This window comes from Legionella sheltonii (assembly GCF_026191355.1).
Taxonomy (GTDB): Bacteria; Pseudomonadota; Gammaproteobacteria; order Legionellales; family Legionellaceae; genus Legionella; species Legionella sheltonii.
The window spans coordinates 227,982-247,210 of record NZ_JAPHOQ010000004.1 but is presented as its reverse complement, the minus strand read 5'-3'; the positions used below and the strand labels follow the sequence as shown (position 1 = coordinate 247,210).

Here is a 19,229-nt window from a genome sequence, read left to right as displayed (position 1 = left end):
TTTAATTTGGGTTAAAAGAAAATATATGCAAGAGACAAGTGCTGAAATTCATCAATTATCCGTAGTTTTTCAAGATCACCATCAAAGGGTCTCGGCTTTGGATGAGATCAGTTTTAATTTACATCCTGGGGAAACCTTAGTGTTGTTGGGGGAGTCAGGGTGTGGTAAATCCCTAACGTCTCTTGCCTTGATGCGCCTATTACCTAAATCAGGTGTTTATGGAGTGAATAGTCAAATCCACATGGATGGACAAGACATTCTGGATTTACCAGAGCAAATGATGCGACAGTTGAGAGGCCGCAAGATCTCAATGATTTTTCAAGAGCCAATGACTGCGCTTAATCCGGTGATGACGATTGGAGAACAGCTGAGAGAGGCATTGTTGCGATGTAACTCATTTACCCCCCACGAATTGCATGAAGCATTATTATCCTTACTGCATGAGGTAGAAATGCCTCAGCCAGAAGTTAAAATTCATCAATACCCACATCAATTGTCCGGTGGCCAGAAACAACGCGTAGTCATTGCTATGGCTTTGGCATGTAAACCTGATATTTTGATTGCGGATGAACCAACAACGGCTTTAGACGTAACCATTCAAGCACAAATTCTTTCTTTATTAAAGAAAGTACAACAAACCCATCAGATGAGTTTACTGCTGATCACCCACGATCTTGGAGTGCTGAGAGCTATGGCCTCTCGCGTGTGTGTGATGTATGCGGGGCAAGTAGTAGCACAATCTTCTGTAGAAGATTTTTTCTCGCGTACCAAACAACATCCCTATGTACAGCAATTATTGGCTTCGGTGCCCTCTATGGCAAAACGAGAGGAACGCCTGTCGGTTATTCGTGGATTTGTACCGGCTTTGGATGAAATGCCTTCAGGTTGTCGTTTTCATCCACGCTGTATTTATGCATTCGCGCGATGCCCAGTAGAGGAGCCGCAATTACAAGAGCAAGACGGGCGATTGGTACGCTGTCATTTATATCCTGAGAATGATGAATTACCTCCTTTGCAAAAACATAAAATCATCTGGAGTGGAACTACTACGGAAGCAAAAACGATCCTTACTGTGAAGGATTTATCCGTTGGTTTTATTCAGAAAAAGGGGATATTCAGTCGTCACAAAACCTTATTTAAAGCCGTTGATGGTCTTTCATTTCGTCTACAACAAGGAAAAACATTAGCATTAGTAGGGGAGTCGGGATGTGGTAAAACAACGACCAGTCGTGCTTTATTGCGTTTATTACCGATTTCTGGAGGCGATTTATTTTATAAAGAGCAGGATGTGCTGGCATTAAAAGGGCGCTCATTAAGGGAGTATAGAAAAAAAGTTCAAATTATTTTTCAAGACCCCTTTTCCTCTATGAATCCGCGGATGACTGTGGGTGAAATAATCGCTGAAGGCATGCATGCTCAAGGGATGAAGCGTTCCTTGATTAGTGCACGACAAAAAAAACTGTTGAATCAAGTTAATTTGCCTGTCAGCAGTTTACATCGTTATCCCCACCAATTTTCTGGTGGGCAAAGGCAAAGAATTTGTATCGCTCGAGCTTTAGCTACAGAACCTGATATTTTGATTTGTGATGAACCAACGAGTGCACTGGATGTTTCGGTTCAGGCACAGATTCTTAATTTATTAAAAGAATTACAGCAGGACACAGGCATTTCTTATTTATTTATTACCCATAACATGGGCGTTGTGTCCTATATTGCTGATGAGGTATTTGTGATGAAAGATGGTATAGGTATTGAATTTGGAAGTTGTGAAATGATTTTTAAAAACCCTAAAGAAGTTTATACACAACAGTTATTAAACGCCGTTCTAGATGTTTTTTAATCAATTTTTCAATCCATTTTCTAATTTTCTTTAATATTTTATTTATTAAAAGTGTGATATATTTGAGCACTATTTGGATAATAAAGTCTTAGTATTTATTATTTGGGGGACCTGGTTACATGAAAATCACTGTGGGCGAAGATAGTTTTGATAATGTCAAGGATTTTACTACCCACTTGGAAGTTACATATGAGCAAGATAAGCTCATTTCAGGAGAAGTAACTGTCGCCTTAGAATGTGACGCATTTTCTCAAAAACATTTCGATGAATTACTTGCATTTCTTTTAAGCCCCGAACGTTTTCGAATTTACAAATTCGAATTTCCCTCTCAACAATCGCGGTATCAATTGGCTTTTGATAATGCCTATTTGTTAAGTAAACGCCAAAAATTTTCTCTTGAATTCCAACAACAAATCATAGAGTTAGCTCAGTCCCCCATTCAACCTCATACCCCTAAAATACGAAAAGCCAAAAAGAATTGGGTTGAGGGTACAAATAATTCCAGTATTGGTTTACAGCTTCAATACCAAATTCCCCATGAGCATCAGCATCAACAACAAAAAGCAACTCCGAGAAAGCGAAAAAATAATGAGGCCCCATATCAACATCCTGAAATAAGTCCTTTATCCCTGGTCCCTGAGATTCCTCATGAAAATGTGCTCCCCGTTGTTGGCTCGTACCAACAATTTATTTATTTAAAAAAAGACTCTGAGTCGATTGAGCGTTATAAGGCAGAATTTGACGCGTTACTGAGTGAAACGAGTTCGTCCGAGCAACGCCAGGCAGCTTTTATTTTTTTTGTATCCAAGCTCGCAGAAAATGATGCACCAAAATTGAAACGCATAAAAGGCTTGTTAGAGGTTTTACCCTTAACTGATCTGAACTATCAAGGCCTAGCTCATGTGTTCATTCATAGTGGAGCTGGCGGAGTTTTACTTTTACTGCAACAGATTAAGACATTGCATGAAAAGGAATTTTTTAAAGATTTTGATGCTTTATTTCTGGATAAACCTGAACACTATCTTGCATTAATGTCTCCTCAAGGTTTAGCAAACCTAAAAAAATTGAGTGAATTAAGCAGTGAACAGAAAACATGGTGGCTTACTTTGGTCGCTCAACATAAAGCAACAGGAGTTCCTACTGACTTTAATGATTTATTTGAAGCGTATAACTATTTCTTAGAGGAATTGGAGAAAAAGAAACTGAAGTTACCCTTCTCATGTACTTTAAAAAATATAAAACACATGAAGTCTGCGTTAGATTGCTTGCTGTTCATTATAAATAACAGTAGCGAACCGGAAGAGCAACTGAGGTATTTAGATGGATTAGATGTTCATAGCGCCTATTATGCCAGTCGTGATTCTAATTATCAGTTGGTATCACGGCATATGAATTTAAGGGCTGATGTCGATGAAGAAATTCCAGATTATTCGACTCCTGCAATGCCTAAGGAAGTGAGTGAATGGCTGACTCCTGTTGATTGTTCCTATGAAGAGTTCATCACACGTTTTTATCGTTTTATTGGGACACAAGAATGGGCATTCAGTATGGATGTCTATCAAAAAATGGAACGAGAAATAAGTAAAAATAATAATCTAAGTAATCAAAATAAAGCACTATTACTCAATGTCGTCATTTTGTTGACTACCGGTCAACGCACTGTGATACATACAGAATATCCTGATACGTCCATTAAAAAACTTGTCGACAAATTGATTGCAACAGCCGAGCAGTTTGATGAAGACTTGCAACAGGAATTATCCACTGTAATTTCAGGTCTTGCAAAATCACTGGCGCTTCAAAGCTGGGAATCTATGCCTACAGCGGATGAGTTGGATTCGCTCGTTGATGTCCTAGTCCTCATGCAAAAAACAAAAGCCCAAGCTCCCGATCAAGCACGTGATGAGTTTCAAGAGGTGAGTTCTCTCGCTTTAAGTTTCTCGGCTGATTTTGGTGATGCGGCCCGATTGGTTCTTGAGCATTATAAGAGACGTTTGGTAATGGAGCAGACCAATACGGTGCCCATCCAAAAATTTTCTTATACCAATTTGCTCAACCATTTAATTTCACCTTCTAAACTGGCTAGATTTCTGCCTGAGCTTTTTCAGGAACAACCTGAAACATTATCTCGGATGGTTGTACTTTTTTCTTTATTGGATGATGAAATAGCGAAAGTGACGCAACAAGATGCTGAAGATAGCGAGTTTGAGACTAAAATAAAAACGCTTGCCTATGCAGTGCATGCGATGCAAGACGATCGTAGAGAGCAGTTATTATCGATTCTGACCGATATTAACATAGAGGCTTCTTATCGCCTGCCGTCTCTAGATCAACTCATAAAAACAGTTGATTCAGTCAGGAAAGCAGAACTTACTGAAGTTGAAGATCAAAAAGCAAGTATTCTTGAAATGGTACATACGGAATTGCCTGGGCTAAAAATAGGAAAAGAACCGGTTAATGAAACAGAAATGGATTTTTTTAGCCTGATGAGACAAAACTATGAGCAATGGCAACTCGAAAAGGAACTTACAACTTTACCAGAAAAAATAAAAGGGTATCTAGAACCCTGGATGGATGCTCATAATATTGTGCTGTATTATTTGAACCAACAACCTGTTAGTCCACCAACGGTGCTCAATGCTTTGGCTGAAGAAGAGCAAGAAGTTAAGAAATTATTGAGCAGTAGAATGTTTTCTTGGACTTTATCTGGATTTCCTCAAGCAACAATAACAATGACGGATGTCTTGGGTGATGAATTTTTTTCAGAGCAATCCTTTTTGAGTGTCCTGCAACCAAGGATAAAGGCAAGTTTACAATCCAGCTTAAGCGCTGCTTTAAAATCGTTACAGACATCCAATTGGGGTCTTGAGGATTTTCTATTAACACATATTGAAGAATTAGATACCGATCTTCCAATCGATGAGCGATTTCTAGAATGGATGCAGCGATTGGAAGACGCGAATGGTTTGATTAATTCCCTCACCCGCATTAAAAATAAAAGCAGTATCGATTTTCGCCGATGTATTTCAGTATTAGCTGATGAAATCAAGCCCAAAGTACCAGGAAAAAAAGCGCTTACTCTAGTTCAAATACAGACTCTATTGGATACCCTAAGTCAAGACGAGCCACTTTCAGTTGCATCTCCTCTAGCAATTATATGTAGAATATTAAAAGATGCACCGGGATATTCTGGAAGACAATTGCATCAGGTTTTGTGTGAGGTTAATTATCTAACAAAATACCGAGGAATTTTGGGTGCAGAAGCGTATGAATCTTTATTGCGTTGGTCCTTTACTTATAATTTAACGCAAAACTCTTTATTTCCATTGAAGAAACTAATCGATCTTAAATCTTTAGCTGGAGTGGATGAAAAGCACTCTAAAGATTTATTTAATGCGTTAATTGAAGTCATAAAAAATGCAGGTCCTGAAGTTGATGAACAATTAATAAAAACAATGGTTGAGAAAATTACATCAATTACTCAGGCTAAGGCAAGGGTACCTGCACTGGTGCCCATGCTTACTTTATTAATGAAAACCTGTACCAACGGCAAAGAACAGACGTTTCTTAACTTAGTTGATAAGTTAAACGATATGGACGATTCTGATTTAAATATTTTCTCAAAAATATTACTTACATTCGGTGAGCGTGCAACCGATAAAAACGTTCATCGCTTACTAGAAGTACAAGCAGAACTTGAATTAAAGCAATACAATCTAAAGAAACTGGCAAAATTATTTGATTCACCACCTTATCCGGAGATAGATGGTTTTATCCATGCCTTAAATGGTTATGATAATGAGCTGATGGCTTATATTGATGCGTTGGATAAAGATCCAAAATCAGCTCGTGCGCCAAAAAAGAATGAATTTGGTATGATCATAAAGGATACAGAGCAAATTCTTGATGAGCAATTTGAAAGCTCACAAATAATGCGCGTTATCGGCAATATTCAAGACAGTGTTGAGGGAACGTCTTTAAGCAGCCAGGAGCAATATGATTTAGCACAACAAATTACTTACATCAATGCTGTAGGCAGAAGTAAACCATTTACCCTAGTTGTAGGGGATGATCCCTCAACGCAGACTATCCTCGTATACGAGAATTTAACTCAAGTCAGCCGTGATGAGTTGCGTGACTTTTTCAATATACTGATTGACACCATAAGAAGACCTGGTCTTGATGCTCAAGAAAAATTAAAAGCACAGGTCAAATTGCTTGCGGTATTACGTGAACAGTATTTCCGGGCCACCGGAGTATTTGCGGATACAACGCAACTTATTTCCGTTTTATTCTCACTTAAAGGTCAGCAGAACAATATGCTGATGGAAGTTGAGACCGAGGAAGCTTATGTCAGTGCAACATTACTTGCTGTCATGCAGTGGGTTGAGGCTGAGGGTGGAACCATTGATGTGTGCACTGCCAACCGAGATATGGTGATTCATGACGATAGAGGTACTCAAGATTTTTTGACCTCTCTCGGTATTGCTTCAGGCCGTATTAGGGCGGATTCCCCTAAAGGTACTTATCAAGTTGGTGGGATAAATTATTCTACTGTAGGCGATTTGGCTTTATACCGCTCTCGGGCCAAGGTTGATAACGAACATTTAATCGCTTATAAAGACGGTCATCCTGTATCAAGTAATTTAATTCTTTGTGGTTCTGATTTTTCAAAATTGAATCAAAAAACAATATATCATCTGGTTCAAGCCGATGAGAATCATTCCTATACCTGGATTTATCCACTTGTCCATGCATTTATTCATCAACAAAAATTCACAACTCCAAGTCAAGGTACTGTTTGGAGTGAGGGTCTGGATGTCGAACGGTTAAAAGAATTTTTGGACCAGCATACCCCAACAGGTCAGCATAAGGTTCAGTTAAGCTCCATACCCGATGAGCAATTTAGTTTATGGGTCAATTCAGCTATAGAAGCCCAACGCTTAGTTGAAGGAGAGGATTTTGATATTTTACCTTCTGACACAGCACTCCATTCTGCTATTCCCTTGAGCCAAAAAGAATCTCAAGAAGGTTTTACCTATCTGATACATCAATTTCTACATGTTCGACTACAACAGGAAAATCCGGATTGGGAGTTTACCATTCAGCCTGAAATGCGTTTTGTCGATTCAAGTTCAACCAAGGATTTGATTGATGATTATAAAAAACAGGGTCGTATTATTGCTCTTTCCAAATCCGTAAGTAAAAAGGATGAGTTAGCCGAGCAATGCAGTCAGTTCAGCATCAATGATCAGTTCGTAATCTCATCACAACCAAAAAATCAACATCAAGAATCAGCTAAAAAATCTAAAGAGGGTGCTGTTGAACGTCATTACACTCAGAAGGTTTCTGAAATTCAGCATGTTGTTTTACAACAATTCCAAGAATGGAAAGAGTTTCTGCATCTTGTTTATCCTAAATCTGAATGGAGAACTCTGGATGTTGTATTATTCAAACAAAGAGAGGATTTAATTCTTGATTTGAATAAAAAATGGATTGATTGTCTGGAACATACTGATCCGCAAAAAAAATACCCGAATCCCTATGTTCGTTCGGATGTCAAACAACACCTGCAGAGAATGATTTTGGATGATGCAGTGCTTGCTTATGAAGGTGCTGTAAGTTTGATTTGGGAGCAGAAACGGGCCTTTCTTAAAGGCAAAGCAACGCCAGTCCTAATAGAGGGCTCAGTTAATGATTTGCGTTGTCAATATTTGGACGGAGTGTCATTGCCTGAGCAATTGAAGCTAAGTCGAATAGCAGTACGTGAAAACAAAAAAGCAATGCTTGTGGAGAAGAAAAAAGCACATCGTTATTTCCTATCCGGATTGGATGTCAATGGAGCAATGTTGCGATTTGCCGATGGTAATGTAGATTCATATCGTAATGATTTTGTCAAAAATCAGGTGGCTTTATTTGCTGCAGATATCAAGCGTATCATAGAAAATAATCCTTATTTAAATAAAAAGGTGCGCTCCATATTGCTTGCTCAAGTTGCGCAGACACAAACTTTTGATAATCTCATTGTTTGTTTGCGCGATTATGCCAATAAATATTTGCCTGAAGAGCAATTTACTGAAAAATATGCCGTGCAACCCATAATTCATGAGATGTTGCGCCTATTCAATGAAGCTGATCTTGAAGAACCCGAAGAACTTCAGAATTTAAAAACAATTTATTTGGATAACGTTGTAGTAGAACTGGTCGATGAGTTGGAAACCACTTTATCTTGGGCGAAGAAAGAAAATCGTGGCCTAGGGTATTTGCTTGAGCGCTCTACCGTTGCAGCTGCTGCCGAAGCTATTTTAGATGCTGTGCAGCAATTAAAAGAAGCGAACGATCTGGATGGGAAAAAAATTGCTATTAAGAATTTGTATAAGGTATTAGCCCAACAAGAATTACAGATTGAAGGATTATGGATATTTCCTTTTTGGGGGCATAAAAATACACGTACCTTAATCAAAAATACTTTAGCGACTCTTAATGGGTTAACTGCTATTGGTTCAGGCGAAAACGAACTGGACGCTAATTTTATTCACCACAGCAAAGAAGAAGCCCTTTCTGACGTAATGAAAGAACAATTGAATACTACCCTTGACGCTTTGGAATATGAAGATTCCAGCCTAGGTGGAAAAAATGAATGGAAGGGAATTAAAAGGACATTGGCGGCAATGCAAACTGAAAATAATACGATCTATGCTTTTTATGAAATGTATTACTTTCTCTCAAATAAAGTAGCAGAGCTTGCTGAGAAACATTCTCCATTACAAAAGCCAGTCGCCCATTTGCGCGGAAAGGTTCGCAGTTTGTTCGAGAAATTTAGTCAGGAGCATAGGGAATTACTGAGCAAGAGTAAGTACCTTACATCCAAAGCGGAACATCTTAGGGGTAAACTGACCGGATTAAATGGATTTAAGGTAGACCATGTGACACTTAAAAAAGGACATAATGGTTTTATTGATTATTTTGATTTAGTGATTGAAGGTTCTGGTGCGCATGCTTTATTTCATGATTTTACCCAATATAATTCACGTGCAGGCGAGTTAACTAAAAAGCGGGATGCTTTAGAAGTAAAACTAATCCAAGCCAATGTGCAAAGTACTATTCTGCAGCAATTGATAAAAGAGCAATTACCGCTACTTAAATTTAAAGGAAAAAATACAGCTAATGCGGAGCTATTTCCCAAGCAATTTCAAGATCAGGTCAATGATATTCTTGTTTTAAAAGGCTGGGTTGTAGATCAAAGTCCTGAGGACTTGAGTTCTTTTCCTGATAACATTCGCCATAGTTTTATCGATAGAGACTTAGTCAAAACCTTTGAGTTTCCTGAATTAAATGAAAAAGAAATTGATAAAATTCAAGATATTGTATTAAAAATAGGATTTAAGGATTTGCGTGATCGAATGGTTGAAGGAATGAAAAATAAATCTTTAGTGTCTAAGATTTATTCTTATGCATCAAGTTATGTTTTTACCCCAGAAACGATGGAGGATTGGCTTATCGAATTCAATTACTTAGTCAACAAACCTACCGTAAATTTGGAGAATTTTTTTCGTCCCAATATTCAGAAAAAGCAGAGTGAGTTGGCCAGTCAACTTGAGCAATTACAGCAAAAAACTGCGGATCAAGTTGAGTCATTAAACCAACAAATTATATTCCTCAATGAAAAAATTAAAGAGGAAGAGCGAAAAGGTAGTGTTTATATCAAGCGCATGACTCATGCGTCCGAGCTTTTTGAATTTGAAAAGCAACTCAAGACGTTTAAAGCGGAACAAGCAGTGAATTTGCCTCGTCAAGAGAACCCTATACCTGTTGTGCTACAAGAATTGCATCATTCAACGCCTGAAATAAGGGGATTGAATATATAAAAATAGTAGCGCTGTACCTGGCGCTATGTGTTTTAAATAACCGCAACTATGTGGTTATTATCAAAAATCGTCCATAACCATCTCCTTTGATGGTCAAATATTGAACTATACTCAGATCTAGGAGATGTCTGATTTGGAACAGCAATGTTATCCCGTGATGTAGTAACAATCATTGATAGTATCAGTGAAAAAATTGAAACAAATAATTTCGAGTCCTTAACATTCGAAGATATTAAAAATGCATGTTTTATGGTGATGGGCCATATAGAACAGTTGAAAAAAAGTAACCTGGTTTCTACAGGAGATAATTCCAAAGAAAAGGAACTGATTGCGTATAAACGTACAGTGATGCACTTAGTCGAGTGGCAAGCACGATTTATTGAAACGAAGAAACACAATGTATTAGGGAATTACATAGCGGATTTAAATTTTTTACGAGAAATGATTTATTCAATACCTGATGTATTAGGTGAGGTATATAAAGAAAAAATCGAAAAAATTAACTTTTGTATTTCCAACATGCTTGTTTTTATTAATAAATTAAAAATCAAATTGAGTGAAGCCAACTGTTTTGATGTTGCTTTAATAGCACATACACAATGTACTCATGAGATTACTTTTTTATATTCCAAATTACTCGAAATTCATCATACTGAAAAAATGCGTTACTCGGTGCTCATTAAAGGATATTTTGAAGCGATACAGGAAACTTTTGATTTTTATTTTAAAGAAATCACCTATTTTCGTGACCTTGAGATTACCAACGCCAAATGTTTGAGCTATTGTGTGATTAATTATCTTCCTAAAAATGTTCGACACTAAAGTTTCTCTCCTCTGCCCTCCATCATCCCGAGTGCAACGAGGGATCTCCTCACAGTAACACTACGCTAAAGCATTAAGATCGTTCACTTTGCTCGGGATGATAGAGCAAGGAGAAGGGCTTTCATCATCTGTGATGAGTTCTTTAGCTCAGTAGTTGTGTCCTATCGTCATTCATTCCTTTGGTTTACCAATGAATCCTTGTGTGACTCAAATTAAATCAAACGGCATAAAAAATACTATACTTAATTAAAATACGAACAAGGCGCTGGGCCATGGGAAGCATTCATCTATCACCGGATGAACATTTAAAACGAGTAATGGGCAATCCAAGTGATGCAATTTTAAAACAACATGAGTTATCTGAAGCAACGTATCCTCTTTTGGTATCTTATCTAGGATGGCTCAGAAGACTTAATGGGGTTCAAAATAAAAACGATGTGATTCGTCAAAATGAACAGATTTTTAGTGAATTTATTCATTTATGCGAACACAATCTCCTTTTTTTTCTTACTGTTACGGGACGTTTTGATGTAATCCGTAAACTTTTTGAAGATAAGGATTTATTAGCAAAAGAACGTGCATTACTTGATGAGATAGAAAAGGAGCATGCTAAGGCAGCAGCAGCAAAATTCCAAGATTTTGTTTATGTACCAAGAAAAAAAGAATCTTCAAACTTACAACAGCCTGAGGAGCCTAGACCTCATCGTCTTCCTGCATCTGAATGGGAAAAATCGCTTTATGGTTTAACAAATATGGATTTGTATCAATATTATGAAGAGGAAATGAAACGCATTACCTACGTTCACCATATGAAACAAATTAAATTAATGGATACCACTTATGAGGAACATATTAGCTCAATGCGCAAGGCATTAGACTTAATTGTTGAAGATGAGCATATTAGTGAAGTGAAAAAACAAAAGGCAATTGCCGTTTATCAGAGCTTAATCGCAAAAAAAGAAGAAATGGAGGCCGAATTAAATCATTTTTCCTCCTTGAATGTAGAGCAATCCGATGTAGCGATGCTGAATATTGAGGATATTGAAAAGCACCGGCAAATTAAAGAGGAACAATTGAAAGAGGTTCAAGAAATTCTTGACCAATTCTTTGAGGAAATGCGTGATGAATCGCCACAATTAAAAATAATATACAAGGAATATCAAGAGAACATTCAAAATTTTAAAAAGGAAAGTCAAACCATTCAGCTTGAGTGGGAACAGGAGATGCAGACTCTTTCTACTCATTATGAAAATGCGCGTGTACATGCTTTAGAGGATATAAGTTCGAGTTTGAACTTTATCCTCGATGAATTGAAAAAATGTCCTGTCGATGAATTGGATAAAGAACAAGTAAGCAGGCTAGATGTCGGCATACGTCAATTAAAGTTATTTAAAGAGGAGCTTAAAAAAGCAGAAGGTCATGAGGCAACCCAACTCTTATTAAGTCACTGCAATAAAGAATTAGAAACTATTGCGGGTATTGTTCAACCGGTATTGCCAGAAGATGCAAGAAAACGGTTTGAACTGAATGTTAATTTAATGAAGCAAATGATTACTGCATTACCTAAAAAGGGTGCGGATTTTATGATGTTACCCTCAGACCATTCTTCTTTAAAGCGAGAAAATTCTGATGTCGGTTCCATAATTTCCACTCCTACTATGCATTTATCTGAAAAACAGCAAATGGAAAGACAACCTCATATATCTGAGGCAGAACGTCTAAGTATGGAGATGCCTCAAACCACACCTCTTAAGGATGATAATCCTCAAGCCGATTCTTTGTTAGCAGAGGAAAAAATTGAAGTAGAGTCCTTCATACCTGTTGTTGAGCATACGAGTGGGGAGATGCCCCAAGCTATAACTCCTAAGGATGATAATCCTCGCGCCCCTTCTTTGTTAGCAAAGGAAAAAATTGAAGTGGAACATCTTAAGCCTGTTGATGAGTTTACTCGCGTGGAGATTTCTCAAGCTCCCTTGCCTAATGATAAAAAGCTGCAAGTGACCTCTTTGCCTGAAGAACCAAGGATTGATGCGAAATTAAGTATACCTGAACAAGAGGTTGATCAGGGGGAACATCAGTCAATCGCAGAAGAGGAAAATCAACACAACGTACATCGGTATCGCTTTTTTATGAACTCCATAAGAGATGGGACAGAATTCATTACCTTTGATCCGGAAAAACAGCGCCATTATGAATCCATGTTAAACGAATTATCCAGTGTTTTAAACGAATTGCAGGAAGAGTATGGGGCCGAAGTTTCAGCGAAAATAAAGGAGATTGAAATTCTAATTAAAGATGCAAAATCAATAGGATTTGATAGAGCGAACCCAGCTCATATTCAAAAAATTTGTGATGCCTGTGACTTAGGGATAGATTATGAGCCTTTGGATCATATAAAAAACAGCCTTTCCTCAATAATTCAATTAAAAAATAGTCCCCAAAGTAGTGTTGGAATGTAATACTATTTGCGCAACAATTGATTAACTATATCACAGCATGCCTTTTTTTTGGTATAATATGACCTATTTTTTAGGATAGGGAGAAAAATATGTCACCTCAAGAAGAATCACTATGGCAAGCTGTGGCTGAAAAAAAATATGACGAAGTAGAAAAACTGATTACCAAACACCCGGAATTGGTGAATGCAGTAGATACTAATGGACGGTCACTTCTCAGAAGAGTTGTTCTTGCTGTTGTACCACCATTAGATTTGATTCGTTTTATTGCAAAACAACCTGATCTGATTTTTGAAAATCAAGGTTCTGGGCCGACCCAAACAACTATAGGTGCAATTTTATCTACAGGTCGATCTGATATTCTGCAATTTTTTGCTGGGGATCCGCGCATTATTATGGAGGGTGATCAATTAGCCTACGTCACTGCCAAGAAAAATATGGATAATGCGAAACAAACCAAGCTAGCAGCTTACACTAAAATGTTTGTGATCATTCGCGATACCACCATTCGTCATGCAATAGAGACAGATCAAGCTGCTCTACTGGAGAAATTACAACAAGCAGGAGATAATCTGGCCATAGAGCTAAGCGATGGTACCCTTCCAGTGCGCCTCATTACCAAAGAGCATCCTGCGCCTAAAGCAAAATCATGGTTTCAATCTCAAATCGGCAAAAGTGGAGTCAGTGTTGCGACTCATACTGAGTCGTTTTTCAACCATACTCAAGAAATGCAAAAAGCAGAAAAACAAATGGATGAGCTCAATCGAGGTAAGGCTCAGGCTGAAATGAGTTTATTAGGCAAAACTTATAACGGTGCCGTTGAAACTATGGGAAAAGTGGCGTCTTATTTTAGCTTTAGCAATTAAAATAATTTGCTGTCAGGCGAGACAAGACTACGCTTAAAGTTTTCCTTCCTCTCAAAGGGGAACTTTGTTGAAAAAAATAGTTTAGAAGAATACCTTAATTACCAAACCACATATATGTCATTCCCGCCTTTGCGTGAATGACATACGATTTTTTCAACAAAGCCCCAAAGAGGAGAAGAAGCCCGCTAGGGCGGATGAGGGTAATTTCTTTAATCATTTAATTTGTGCCATAAAAAACCATGGGATTATTGTACTGTGTGGTATCAACGCGATGTGGAAGGTTTAACTCTTCATTTATATGTGCAGCCAGGTGCCAAAAAAACAGAAATTGTAGGCATTCATGAAGGAGCACTTAAGATCCGTTTAAATACGCCACCCATTGAAGGTCGGGCTAATAAAGCACTGTTGCAGTTTGTTGCACAGCTTTTTAAAGTACCTGTAAGGCAAGTCACCTTAAAACGAGGAGATAAATCCCGACACAAAACAGTTCTAGTTAAGGGGGCCTTGGAAGAGCCTGATAATTTGCTTTGAATCATGACCTAAATTTTGCGATAGTAAATGAAGTCATGAATAAATCCTTACTCTTATGAAAATCGAACAATTTGCTCTTACTTTTAATACTCAAGGTCGTGGAACTGAGGATATTACCCCCGAAGTAACGTCTTTTCTCTCAAACATGACAATAAAACACGGCTTATGCCACTTATTTCTCAAGCATACCAGCGCCTCTTTAATCATTTGTGAGAATTATGATCCCCAAGTTCGTAGGGATCTGGAAAACTTCTTAGTCCGATTAGTTCCTGATGGCGATCCTCTTTTCAAACATGTCATTGAAGGAAAAGATGATATGCCCGCACATATTCGTACGGTCTTAACTCAAAGCAGCTTGACTATTCCAATATACGACGGGAAATTAGCTTTGGGTACATGGCAAGGAATTTATCTTTATGAGCATCGATATCAACCACAACAACGGCATTTGCTTATTACTGGTGTAGGAGACTAGTCCCATTTTTGGTATACTGTAAGTCTTTGAATAGGAAAAATATGAGTTCACTACCTCAATGCCCTAAATGTAATTCAGAGTATACTTATGAAGATGGAAATCAATTAATTTGCCCAGAATGTTCTTACGAATGGGCAAAAGATGCCGCAGAAGAGCAAAGCCAGAATGAACAACGCATTATTAAAGATGCGCATGGGCAAGTTCTCCAAGACGGTGATACAGTGACCGTAATCAAAGATTTAAAAATCAAAGGATCGTCACAGGTAGTAAAAGTTGGAACGAAAGTAAAGAACATTCGCTTGGTCGAAGGCGACCATGATATCGATTGTAAAATTGAAGGTATTGGAGCCATGAAATTAAAATCTCAATTTGTTAAGAAGGGATAAATGGAATGCATAAGCCACTACACATTACTTTTTTATTTTATGAAGGAATGACGGCTCTGGATGCAATTGGCCCTTATGAGGTGCTTAGTCGGTTACCAGAAGTTGTAGTGCACAGAGTGGCGTTGAATCAGGGACCAGTAGGAACGTGTTCGGGGCTTACTCTCATTGCTGAGCATGCATTAAACGATATTTCGCATACTGATGTTCTACTGATTCCGGGCGCAGGTAATGCGACTGCATTACGTGAGTGTTCTGATATACTCACGTGGATTAAAAAAATTCATGTAAATACTTTATGGACTACTTCAGTGTGCACTGGCAGTTTGATCCTGGGGGCAGCAGGAGTTTTGTCAGGGGTTAAGGCAACAACCCATTGGGCAGTGATGAATCGGCTAAGCCATTGGGGAGCCATTCCTACTCATAAACGATTTGTCGAAGATGGAAAAATCATTACTGCCGCTGGAGTATCGGCGGGTATTGATATGGCTTTCTATCTTGCCGCGAAACTTACCGATGAAAACATCGCACAAAGTTTACAACTTGGTCTCGAGTATGATCCTGAGCCTCCTTTTAATTCAGGATCACCAGACAAAGCATCTAAAGTGTTGGTAGAATCTCTTCGTGAACGTTTAAAAAACAGATTTGAACCAGAGTAATTAGGAAATTCCTCAGCTCGGGCTAAAGAGCTGCGTTTTCGAGCACCGAAACGCAGCATATTTGAAGTAATGATCTACATATCTAGGGTAGTACATAGATTATCAAAGCAATTAGTCCGGCGATGGCAATTATTGGATGGACAATTACTACTACCTTCGGAATCGGTTTCCCTTTCTTAGCAAGCGATACGAAGGTTAATCCGCCTAATGCAGCAACAATTAAGATGATGAAGCTAACTCTAAGGATTAACGCCTGTCCTGTCATAAAAGCAAGCATGTAAACGATTATAATGACTAATCCTAATCCTGCACAAATTCCGTGGAGGGTTTTCACAACGTGATTAACAGGCCTATCTTGTAGTACCGCTGTTAAAAGAAAGAGGCCACCGAGTGCTGCAGCAAGAAACAAAACAATAGCAAGTATTAACATATAACCTCCTGTTTAGAAAAATTATCTTGCTTAGTAAGAGTTTAGCTCGTATTAGCACCGAGAACTACGCAAATGAACCTTTAATCGAGATTACGACTGTGTGTAATCTGGTCGACCCACTTAGAATCATTTTGTAGCTTGGTATCGCATGAATTCAGCGAAGCACCATAAAGTCATTGCATACAAAATTGTTATCTCTCACGGGAAGATCGCTCTATAATCGAACCCAAACTAACTCAAGGATGATTTCCCGCTTACGCGGGAATGGCTCTGTTACTTAATTTAACCGCAGCGAGACTGTTACTCAGGTGTCACATAATTTTGTTTTGGTTTAGGAAGATCGATGAGTTCATTTTCCAGCGTTTCTCCCAAAGTATCTTTTTTCTGGGTAGGAGAAAATTTGATGCCCGGAGCCGGATTTTTCAGTGCTTCTGTTAAACTGATAAATTTATATCCATTCTTTTGATACATTTCCAAAATATCGCCTAATACATAACTATTTAAAAGGTTCGCATGAATTAATAAGATTTGTTTTCTGCCTTTACCCTCTTTCTCGGCTCGTAATGTTTGTTTCCATATATAGGCCAGATAACGCGGTTTTATTTTTTGAATGTAGTTCACGCGTGAGCGATAAGGGACTTTATAAAGCATTTCGTTAAAGTCAAAATCTTTAGAATCAATGGTGACGGGGGCAATCGTGTAATCATGCTTTTTAAGGTAATCATATACTTCCTGTTTTTTGCCTTTATTGCCTTCCGCCAGATAGGGGTAACGGAAATATTTGGGTGTGGTCATTATCGGGGTAAGAATTTTATCCGCACGATCAATATCAGCGATGTATTTTGCAGCGCTGATTTGATCCAGGTCATAATGTGAATAAGTATGATTACCTAACATAAAACCTGCTTTTCGAAATTGTTCAAGAAACTCCCATTGACCCTTTTCTATAGCTCCTGCAATCACAAAACCTATCACTGGAACATTATATTTTTGGAATGTTTGCACAATTGCAGTAAAACGTTCGGTGGAGCGCTGCCGATTTCCTGGGTTATTCATTCTTGAAGCAACAAGAGGTAGGTCATCCATAGTAATCGCGATTTCTTTTTCATCAGCAAAACAAACCGAAGAAAACAAGGCCATAAAAAGAAAGAATAATTTAAGCATCGATATTCCTTATCAAGTTCTAATAACATGGATGGTAACATAATTTGATGAATACATTAAAAGAAGATGAGGCAACTGTAAACTCTAAGATTTTATTCTTTGTGATTCATTGTGGGTGAGAGGGGCAGGTTGAGGAGGCATTTAGCGCAGTCAATACCCTCATCCGCCTTAACTGTGCAACCGGAATGATAGATAACAGAATAAAATTTCTAGGCCCTAAAGTGTTACCTATCATTCCGGTTGCACATGTGTCCTAAAAATTTTTACATTGATACACATAAAGTGCATATTGCTTATGCCTAAAAGTATAAGTAGTGGTAGGTAGCTTTTGACAATGATCAAAATATTTTTCCAAACAAATTGACCTGTCATAGCGATCAATATAGATCGCCTCTTTTAATGTTTTGTCTGTAATTCGTTGATTGATGTCATTACCCCATAATGCATATTGATTTTTTGCGGTGCCACAGCCTAAAGTATAAATGGTAGGTTTGTTGTGCAGGAAAAAGAGCATGCGTGCTGCAAACCAGCCGGAAGTGAAAATTGTGTCCGGTAATTTAGGGTTTGTAGCATTAAATTTTTGAATTAAATGATAGAAAACAAGTTTTTTTGAGTTGAATAAATTAAATTTTGACGTATTGTCAATTAAAACAAAAAGACTAATTACGGCATAGAAAGCGATCAAAGCCATTGCCAATTTTCGGTAATGAAATGTGGTGAATCCATATCCTAATAAAAGCGCGCTGCTCATTAAATAAGGTGTAAGCCAAAAATCTCTAATCTCCGCTTTGCTTGCTGTATATAAGTAAAAACCGAGGAAAGTGAAACAAATAATCCGACATAACTTCACCATCAGTGCTTTTTTCTCATCCAACTCTTTATTTCGCACAAAAAAGGGAGGAAGAAGCATAATGTTCAAGGATGGAACAAATATGCTGGAAAAGGTTTTGATTGTATGGAGAAAAGGGGACGTTGAAAGATTGAGTTTGTGGGTGGTTAACTGGTAAATAAATGATTGCCAGTGATTTTGATAATTCCAGAAAATAACCGGGCTAAAAATAATGATGGCAAGAAAAATAGCAAAATAAAAATGTTTTGTTTTAAAAATTGAACGGTACGGAGTGGAAATTAAAAAAATGAGTAGCGAAAGAATTAAAACAATGCCCGTGTATTTGGATAGCATCATCAGTCCGGCACTGATCCCTATTAAATAGAGATCCCTTGTTTTACTCGTTTGGATAAATTTAATAGTGTAATAAAGGGTGAATGCCCAAAATAAAATAAGCGGGGTGTCATAGGTAGTTTGTTTCAAAATATCGCGGGTGACTAGCGGTGAAAAGAGCCATGACAGCATTGCGATGCAGCTTGCTTCGTGGGATAAAAAAAATCGGCCGCATTTATAAATAATGCCACATGTGACTGCAGTTATGATAATGCCCACAAAACACAAAGCAAAGAGATTATGGCCAAATAATGAAGTTGAAAGCCTAATAAAATAAGCAATCATTGGAGAGCCGTCATAATAGGATAAGGCGAGGTGTCGGCTCCAATCCCAATAATAAAAAGTATCAAGCGACAAGATGTTTATTGGTGCTATCAACAGTAAAAGGATAAAATAAAGAATGAGATAGGGATAAATTTTTTGCAAATTAAAGAAGTCTCCTGAAATTACCTTGCTTTTGGACATGCCGAGTCTATTCCTTCCACTTTGGACATGGGATGAACTGATCCCCTG

Annotated in this window: 12 protein-coding genes; 9 read left to right on the top strand and 3 right to left on the bottom strand. The window is 37.9% G+C overall.

Annotated features, from left to right (window positions below):
* Positions 1–25: 25 nt before the first annotated feature.
* The 9 genes from OQJ26_RS06280 to OQJ26_RS06240 all read left to right on the top strand — a co-directional run bounded on the left by OQJ26_RS06280 (position 26) and on the right by OQJ26_RS06240 (position 15,900).
* Positions 26–1,840 (top strand): ABC transporter ATP-binding protein, encoded by a 1,815-nt coding sequence (locus tag OQJ26_RS06280; RefSeq protein ID WP_265703030.1) that lies wholly within the window; start codon positions 26–28, stop codon positions 1,838–1,840.
* Between the two features lie 119 nt (positions 1,841–1,959).
* Positions 1,960–9,708 carry a hypothetical protein gene (locus OQJ26_RS06275; protein WP_265703029.1) on the top strand — a complete coding sequence of 2,583 codons (7,749 nt, stop codon included), beginning with the start codon at positions 1,960–1,962 and terminating at the stop codon, positions 9,706–9,708.
* A gap of 144 nt (positions 9,709–9,852) precedes the next feature.
* On the top strand, positions 9,853–10,530 hold the full coding sequence (locus OQJ26_RS06270; RefSeq protein ID WP_265703028.1) for a hypothetical protein: 678 nt from the start codon (positions 9,853–9,855) through the stop codon (positions 10,528–10,530).
* Positions 10,531–10,802: 272 nt separating this feature from the next.
* A complete protein-coding gene (locus tag OQJ26_RS06265) occupies positions 10,803–12,989 on the top strand; it encodes a synaptonemal complex protein 1 (protein WP_265703027.1) in 2,187 nt (728 codons plus the stop codon).
* A gap of 89 nt (positions 12,990–13,078) precedes the next feature.
* Complete coding sequence (locus OQJ26_RS06260) at positions 13,079–13,852, top strand: hypothetical protein (protein WP_265703026.1); 774 nt, start codon at positions 13,079–13,081, stop codon at positions 13,850–13,852.
* 255 nt (positions 13,853–14,107) lie between these two features.
* Positions 14,108–14,383, top strand: a complete 276-nt coding sequence (locus OQJ26_RS06255) for a DUF167 domain-containing protein (RefSeq protein ID WP_265703025.1) — start codon at positions 14,108–14,110, stop codon at positions 14,381–14,383.
* 55 nt (positions 14,384–14,438) lie between these two features.
* Positions 14,439–14,858, top strand: coding sequence for a secondary thiamine-phosphate synthase enzyme YjbQ (locus OQJ26_RS06250; protein ID WP_265703024.1), 420 nt, complete (start codon positions 14,439–14,441; stop codon positions 14,856–14,858).
* 41 nt (positions 14,859–14,899) lie between these two features.
* A complete protein-coding gene (locus tag OQJ26_RS06245; RefSeq protein ID WP_265703023.1) occupies positions 14,900–15,244 on the top strand; it encodes a zinc ribbon domain-containing protein YjdM in 345 nt (114 codons plus the stop codon).
* 5 nt (positions 15,245–15,249) lie between these two features.
* On the top strand, positions 15,250–15,900 hold the full coding sequence (locus OQJ26_RS06240) for a DJ-1/PfpI family protein (protein ID WP_265703022.1): 651 nt from the start codon (positions 15,250–15,252) through the stop codon (positions 15,898–15,900).
* 82 nt (positions 15,901–15,982) lie between these two features.
* Here OQJ26_RS06240 and OQJ26_RS06235 read toward each other — a convergent pair whose 3' ends face one another.
* The 3 genes from OQJ26_RS06235 to OQJ26_RS06225 form a co-directional block, all read right to left on the bottom strand.
* Positions 15,983–16,330: a hypothetical protein gene (locus OQJ26_RS06235; RefSeq protein WP_265703021.1), complete on the bottom strand. Its 348-nt coding sequence runs from the start codon at positions 16,328–16,330 to the stop codon at positions 15,983–15,985.
* 300 nt (positions 16,331–16,630) lie between these two features.
* Positions 16,631–17,494, bottom strand: a complete 864-nt coding sequence (locus tag OQJ26_RS06230; RefSeq protein ID WP_265703020.1) for a polysaccharide deacetylase family protein — start codon at positions 17,492–17,494, stop codon at positions 16,631–16,633.
* Between the two features lie 253 nt (positions 17,495–17,747).
* Positions 17,748–19,181 (bottom strand): glycosyltransferase family 39 protein, encoded by a 1,434-nt coding sequence (locus OQJ26_RS06225; protein ID WP_265703019.1) that lies wholly within the window; start codon positions 19,179–19,181, stop codon positions 17,748–17,750.
* Between the last annotated feature and the right edge of the window lie 48 nt (positions 19,182–19,229).

Bases quoted from the DNA above. Each gene is read 5' to 3' on its own strand.
- OQJ26_RS06280 (WP_265703030.1), top strand. From the start codon at position 26: ATGCAAGAGACAAGTGCTGAAATTCATCAATTATCCGTAGTTTTTCAA.
- OQJ26_RS06275 (WP_265703029.1), top strand. From the start codon at position 1,960: ATGAAAATCACTGTGGGCGAAGATAGTTTTGATAATGTCAAGGATTTT.
- OQJ26_RS06270 (WP_265703028.1), top strand. From the start codon at position 9,853: ATGTTATCCCGTGATGTAGTAACAATCATTGATAGTATCAGTGAAAAA.
- OQJ26_RS06265 (WP_265703027.1), top strand. From the start codon at position 10,803: ATGGGAAGCATTCATCTATCACCGGATGAACATTTAAAACGAGTAATG.
- OQJ26_RS06260 (WP_265703026.1), top strand. From the start codon at position 13,079: ATGTCACCTCAAGAAGAATCACTATGGCAAGCTGTGGCTGAAAAAAAA.
- OQJ26_RS06250 (WP_265703024.1), top strand. From the start codon at position 14,439: ATGAAAATCGAACAATTTGCTCTTACTTTTAATACTCAAGGTCGTGGA.
- OQJ26_RS06245 (WP_265703023.1), top strand. From the start codon at position 14,900: ATGAGTTCACTACCTCAATGCCCTAAATGTAATTCAGAGTATACTTAT.
- OQJ26_RS06240 (WP_265703022.1), top strand. From the start codon at position 15,250: ATGCATAAGCCACTACACATTACTTTTTTATTTTATGAAGGAATGACG.
- OQJ26_RS06235 (WP_265703021.1), bottom strand. From the start codon at position 16,330: ATGTTAATACTTGCTATTGTTTTGTTTCTTGCTGCAGCACTCGGTGGC.
- OQJ26_RS06230 (WP_265703020.1), bottom strand. From the start codon at position 17,494: ATGCTTAAATTATTCTTTCTTTTTATGGCCTTGTTTTCTTCGGTTTGT.
- OQJ26_RS06225 (WP_265703019.1), bottom strand. From the start codon at position 19,181: ATGTCCAAAAGCAAGGTAATTTCAGGAGACTTCTTTAATTTGCAAAAA.